This window comes from methanotrophic endosymbiont of Bathymodiolus puteoserpentis (Logatchev), assembly GCF_900128525.1.
GTDB lineage: Bacteria > Pseudomonadota > Gammaproteobacteria > Methylococcales > Methylomonadaceae > Methyloprofundus.
On sequence record NZ_FQTQ01000169.1, the window covers coordinates 1 to 5,723 of the forward strand.

Here is a 5,723-nt window from a genome sequence, read left to right on the forward strand (position 1 = left end):
GCGGCTTTTGTGCGAAGTTGAAGCGGACGCAGGGCGTACTGGGGCTTATCCAATTCGCTCCGTATGTGAATGAATATTTGGCGACAGGAGTCCCAAGTGTTTCATGAGGTAGGATGGCGCGCCTGATTCCCGGCACATCCAGAATTAAAGCAATTTGCCCATCCCCAGTAATCGTTGCACCTGCCAAACCATCTAAGCCATGTAATTTAGCACCCAAAGCCTTAATAACAACCTCTTCCTGACCAATTAGCTGATCTACAACAAAACCTATTTGTCGCCCCCCCGAGTTAACGACAACGACATGACCATGACCACTTTTTTTAGCAGAATAGTCTATATCACTCACTAGCCAGTCACTTAAATAAAACAAAGGTAAGGCTCTATTACGTACCATAATCACCATTTGCCCATCAACTACTTTAGTTGCACTTAAATCTAAATCTAATATCTCCAGTACACTCGCTAAAGGCAAAGCAAAAGATTGACCACCTAATTTAACCATTAACGTAGGCATAATAGCTAAAGTAAGCGGCACTTTAATGATAATAGTACTACCTACACCTTCTACTGAATCAATTTCAACGGTACCATTCATTTGAGTAATACGGGTTTTTACAACATCCATACCCACACCACGTCCAGAAACATCAGAAATTTCTGTTTTAGTAGAAAAACCTGGGGCAAAAATCAAATTAAAACATTCTTTATCATCTAATCTAGCCGCTGACTCCTCATCCATTAGTCCTTTAGTCACAGCAATACTACGCAGATGATTGGCATTCATGCCTTTACCATCATCTTTAATTCTTAACTCTATATGATCGCCCTCTTGCGAGGCGGTCAAAATAACCGTACCTTCCCGTTTTTTACCAGCAGCTTCGCGGTCTTCAGGAGATTCAATACCATGATCTACTGCATTACGAATTAAATGTACCAAAGGATCAGCTAAGGCTTCAACTAAATTCTTATCAAGATCTGTTTCTTCTCCGACTAGCACTAATGCAATTTCTTTTTTCAAACTGCGCGCCAAATCTCTAACAACGCGAGGAAAGCGGCCAAAAACCTTTTTAATAGGTTGCATCCGCGTTTTCATAACGGCCAACTGTAAATCAGCAGTAACAACATCTAAGTTACCGACGGCTTTGACAATATCTTCATCACCTTTTTCCACTGCAAGCGTTTGAAAGCGATTTCTCACCAACACTAGCTCACCCACCATATTCATTATATTATCCAAGATATGGGTATCAACACGCACTGTTGTTTCAGCCGGTGGTGCTGTTTTAGCAGGAGATTCTTGCTTTATTTTAGGTTTTGCAGTTGCTGCCACCTTTTCAACTTTTTTAGGTGCTATTTTTTTTGCTGCTTCAACCGCAGTTGAAGGCGTAACATCAGGCTGATCCTCAATTAATTTAGCCTTAAACTTACCTTTACCATGCAAGTTATCCAATAAATTATCAAATTCCTCTTCAGTAATATCACCTGAAGCAGCAGCGGGAGGGGCAGATACCTCATTAGTCGAGCCCACTACTTTTTCTGCATTAAATGAACCCTTACCATGTAATGCATCTAATAAATCATCAAATTCTGATTCAGTTATCTCATCTGAAGCCGTAGCAGAAGACTTAGAACTATTTTCATTCGTCGGGGTGGGTGATCCACCTTTGCCATGCAATGCATCCAGCAAGTCATCAAATTCACCTTCAGTAATTTCATCACTTGCTGACTCAGACATTTCTCCTTCAGCCAGCCCCAACATCAGCTCAAATTCTTGCTTAACTGCATCAGCGGCATTTTCAGTAACAAGTACAGAATCATCGATTACCTCTTCGGCAACATCCTCTTCTGTTGCTTCAGCTACTTCTGAGACAGCCTCTTGAGGCAGCGTATAAGACTGCAGTTTATCTAGTAACTCCTGCTCAACCGGTTCAGGTAGATTACCCGTACGAACAACTGCAAACATCTCATTCAGATGATCAGCAACTCGAAGAATAACATCCATCAGCTCCGTATCAACGACTCTCTCACCTTGACGCAAAACATTAAAGACATCCTCTGCCTTATGACAGACACCAACCATGGCATCTAAGGCCAAAAAACCAGCGCCCCCCTTTATCGTATGGAAGCCACGAAAAATAGCATTTAATAACTCACTATCTTCAGGTGAGTTTTCCAACTCAACCAACTGCTCGCCAAGCAACTCCAGAATTTCTCCCGCTTCAACCAAAAAGTCTTGTAAAATTTCGTCATCAAGATCAATTGACATTATTTAGTCCTCAAAAACCTAAGCTTGATAAAAGATCATCAACATCATCTTGGCTGGTTGCCACGTCATTCGCCTTATCATCAACACCAGGGACAACAGGACCTGGCAATTCAGGCTCAGCAATGACTACTGCCTCTGTTTTCATTTTTCCGCCTGATATACGAACCAACTCAACCATGCTATGTTCCATTTCTTGCACCAAGTCAATCACTCGTCGAATAATTTGCCCGGTAATATCTTGAAAGCTTTGTGCCATTAGAATATCTGTCAACCCTGTTTGCACACTTTCCACTCCCTCTTTTGTTTGAGCAAAGTGCATAGTGATTTCCTGACTCATATTTTTAAATTCTTCAAATGGCATATCTTTAGCTAAAAAACGATCCCATTTATTAGATAATTCATTAGCTTGATCACTCAACTCCTGAGAAATAGGCGTTAAACTCTCAATAACTGCCATCGTTTGGTTTGCTGCTTGCTCCGTCATAGCAATCACATAGTGCAAGCGCTCTTTAGCATCAGGAATATCTTTCGAAGTTAACTCCACCATTTTAGAATCAAGTGCAAAACTATTCATGGTGTCATGTAATTGGCGTGTCAAACGCCCTACCTCTTGAAACAACATGCTCTCGCGCATACCCGAAATCTGATCTAAAATTTCATCTGCTTTCGTTTCATCATTATTTTCTAATGCTACCACTAAGTCTTGAGCAAGCAACAGTCGAGGGTTTTCTTTTGATTCCATGATTACCTCCCTGACTCATGCATTATCAATACGCTCAAAGATTTTTTCAATCTTCTCTCTTAGTGTTGCTGCGGTAAAAGGCTTGATCACATAACCATTAACCCCAGTTTGGGCAGCTAAAATAATTTGTTCGCGTTTTGCTTCCGCAGTCACCATTAATACGGGTAAATTAACTAATTTAGGGTCAGCACGAACGGCTTTTAATAGGTCAATCCCTGTCATGCCAGGCATATTCCAGTCGGTGACTAAGAAATCATAACTGCCTCCCTGTAACATCGGCAGCGCAGTCTTACCATCATCCGCTTCAAATGTATTTGTAAACCCAAGATCTCTTAATAAATTTCTGACTATACGCCTCATGGTTGAGAAATCATCAACAACCAAAATCTTCATGTTTTTATCCAAGGTCTTTCTCCAACATACTCTTCATTGCAACTTTATCGGCTCAATTAACTAAAACTAAAATATATATTACTCAACTAGACTCATTATTATCATTCCCTTCCAGCCAATCTGCAAGTTTACTCCTTAACCTGTGCATTGCTTGACTACTTATCTGACTGACTCTGGATTCACTAACACTCAATACTTCACCAATTTCTCTTAAATTTAATTCTTCATCATAATATAAAGAAATAACCAGCTTTTCCCGCTCAGGCAATTGACCAATAGCTGTCGCTAAAGCCTCTTTAAATTTATCTTGGCCAAAAATATCTTCAGGCCCGGCACTATCTTGAACATATCCCTCTATAAAATGATCACCCGTTTGCGCTAACTCTTCAACACTAAAAAAACGACTATTATTTGAGTCTTGTAAAATTTTATTATACTCACCCAAAGAGATGCCCAAGCGCCCTGCTATTTCACCTGCAGTAGCATTCTGTGTCGTTTTACTCTCAATCTCTTTAATTGCTTCAGTCACTTGTCGAGATTTTTTATGCACTGAGCGTGGTGTCCAATCAGAGCGTCGAACCTCATCCAGCATGGAGCCACGAATACGAATACCAGCATAAGTCTCGAAACTTGCGCCTTGGCTATGATCATAGTTTTTCAAGGCTTCCAATAAGCCTAGCATGCCGGCTTGAATTAAGTCATCCACCAAAACAGAATCTGGCAACTTGCTCAATAAATGATAGGCAATGCGTTTTACTAACGGTGCATGCTGCATAATCTGAGCATCTACCGCCCCAACAGCTTGCACCGAACTATACATTGCGGCACCATTCACGCTGCACTCTCCTGAGTTTCGTATTTAATCATACGTTCGACAAAAAACTCTAAATGACCGCCCGTCTGTGAGCGAATTGGCCAACTATTAATACGCTGCGCAACACTTTTAAAAGCTTGTGCAGATTTACTATGCGGAAAAGCCTCAACCACAGCCGTTTGCTTTTGCACTGATTTACGTAAATACTCATCAAAAGGAATCGCACCAGCATAAGTTAAAGTAACGTCTAAATAACGATCCGTCACTTTACTCAATTTATTAAATAAATTCTGCCCTTGTTGTGGGGATTGCACCATATTGGCCAAAATATGAAATTGAAACAAACCATAATCACGATTTAATAGCTTCATAAAGGCGTAGGCATCCGTTAATGAAGTGGGCTCATCACAAACTACCACAATCACTTCTTGACATGCGCGCGCAAAATTAACCACTCCGCCAGAAATACCCGCTGCAGTATCAACAATCAACACATCAAGATCTTTATCTAGCTCACTAAAGGCATGAACAATGGCTGCTTGTTCAATATTATTGAGCTCTGACATATGCTGAATGCCTGAAGAGGCGGGAATAACTCTCAATCCCCCTGGGCCAATCTCGGTAATCTCTGCTAAAGTTTTTTGCCCCTTTAAAACATGAGATAAATTAAATTTAGGATGCATGCCCAATAAAATATCCACATTAGCTAACCCCATATCAGCATCTAATAAAGCGGTTTTACGCCCTAGCTTAGATAGTGAGACACCCAAGTTAACCGATAAATTTGTTTTACCTACTCCACCTTTGCCGCTCGTTATGGCAATAACTCGCACAGGCTTGACTTGTTTCATTTTTCTTATTCCCGCTGCTTGATCTAATTGCTTATGCATAGCCTGCTGCCACCCACCCTTCAAAGCCAAGCATATCATTATAATCTGCTTCGCTCTCTGATTCTGCGATACACTGCTGAATTAATGCACGAGAATTTGCTTTATGAATATCTTCAGGTACTTGCTGTCCATCAGTAATAAAGGCTAAAGGTAACTGATGCTCTATTAAAGCAGAGACTGCATTGCCCGTTTCTGCTGTTTCATCCATTTTAGTTAAAATACATGCGCTAAGTTGAAATTCAGAAAAAGCACTAATAATTTCATTCATTGCTTTTAATTGCGTTGTTGCTGACATCACTAAATATGGTGTCACTGGAATATCTGACTCCTGCAAACCTGCTATTTGCTCCAGCATTCGCGTATCTTTCTGACTAACGCCTGCCGTATCAATTAAAATTAAGCGTTTATCACTAAAACTATTAATTAAACTACGTAATTCTTCGCCATCAGCAGCGACACGTACAGGCACATCCAAAATACGACCGTAAGTACTTAATTGCTCATGCGCACCTATACGGTAACTATCCATCGTAATCAAGGCGACCAGGCGCGCCATCCTACCTCATGAAACACTTGGGACTCCTGTCGCCAAATATTCATTCACATACGGAGCGAATT

6 protein-coding genes are annotated in these 5,723 nt (G+C 40.8%); all 6 read right to left on the minus strand.

Annotated elements, in window-relative coordinates; all coding sequences use genetic code 11:
- On the minus strand, positions 1 to 2,266 hold a 2,266-nt coding region (locus BQ7314_RS12460), incomplete at its 3' end, for a chemotaxis protein CheA (protein ID WP_174484012.1).
- A 10-nt stretch (positions 2,267 to 2,276) separates the two neighbouring features.
- The gene (locus BQ7314_RS12465; protein WP_174484013.1) at positions 2,277 to 3,008 is read right to left on the minus strand and encodes a protein phosphatase CheZ; all 732 of its coding nucleotides are present in this window, start codon (positions 3,006 to 3,008) and stop codon (positions 2,277 to 2,279) included.
- Positions 3,009 to 3,023: 15 nt separating this feature from the next.
- Positions 3,024 to 3,413 (minus strand): chemotaxis response regulator CheY, encoded by a 390-nt coding sequence (gene cheY, locus BQ7314_RS12470; RefSeq protein ID WP_174484014.1) that lies wholly within the window; start codon positions 3,411 to 3,413, stop codon positions 3,024 to 3,026.
- 70 nt (positions 3,414 to 3,483) lie between these two features.
- Entirely contained in the window at positions 3,484 to 4,236 is a 753-nt protein-coding gene (locus tag BQ7314_RS12475) for an RNA polymerase sigma factor FliA (RefSeq protein ID WP_280953891.1), read from the minus strand.
- Positions 4,233 to 5,105 (minus strand): MinD/ParA family protein, encoded by an 873-nt coding sequence (locus BQ7314_RS12480; protein WP_174484015.1) that lies wholly within the window; start codon positions 5,103 to 5,105, stop codon positions 4,233 to 4,235. Before BQ7314_RS12480 ends, BQ7314_RS12475 begins: the two co-directional genes overlap by 4 nt.
- On the minus strand, positions 5,098 to 5,661 hold the full coding sequence (locus tag BQ7314_RS12485; protein ID WP_174484016.1) for a flagellar biosynthesis protein FlhF: 564 nt from the start codon (positions 5,659 to 5,661) through the stop codon (positions 5,098 to 5,100). The genes BQ7314_RS12480 and BQ7314_RS12485 overlap by 8 nt, the downstream gene beginning before the upstream one ends.
- Positions 5,662 to 5,723: the final 62 nt, after the last annotated feature.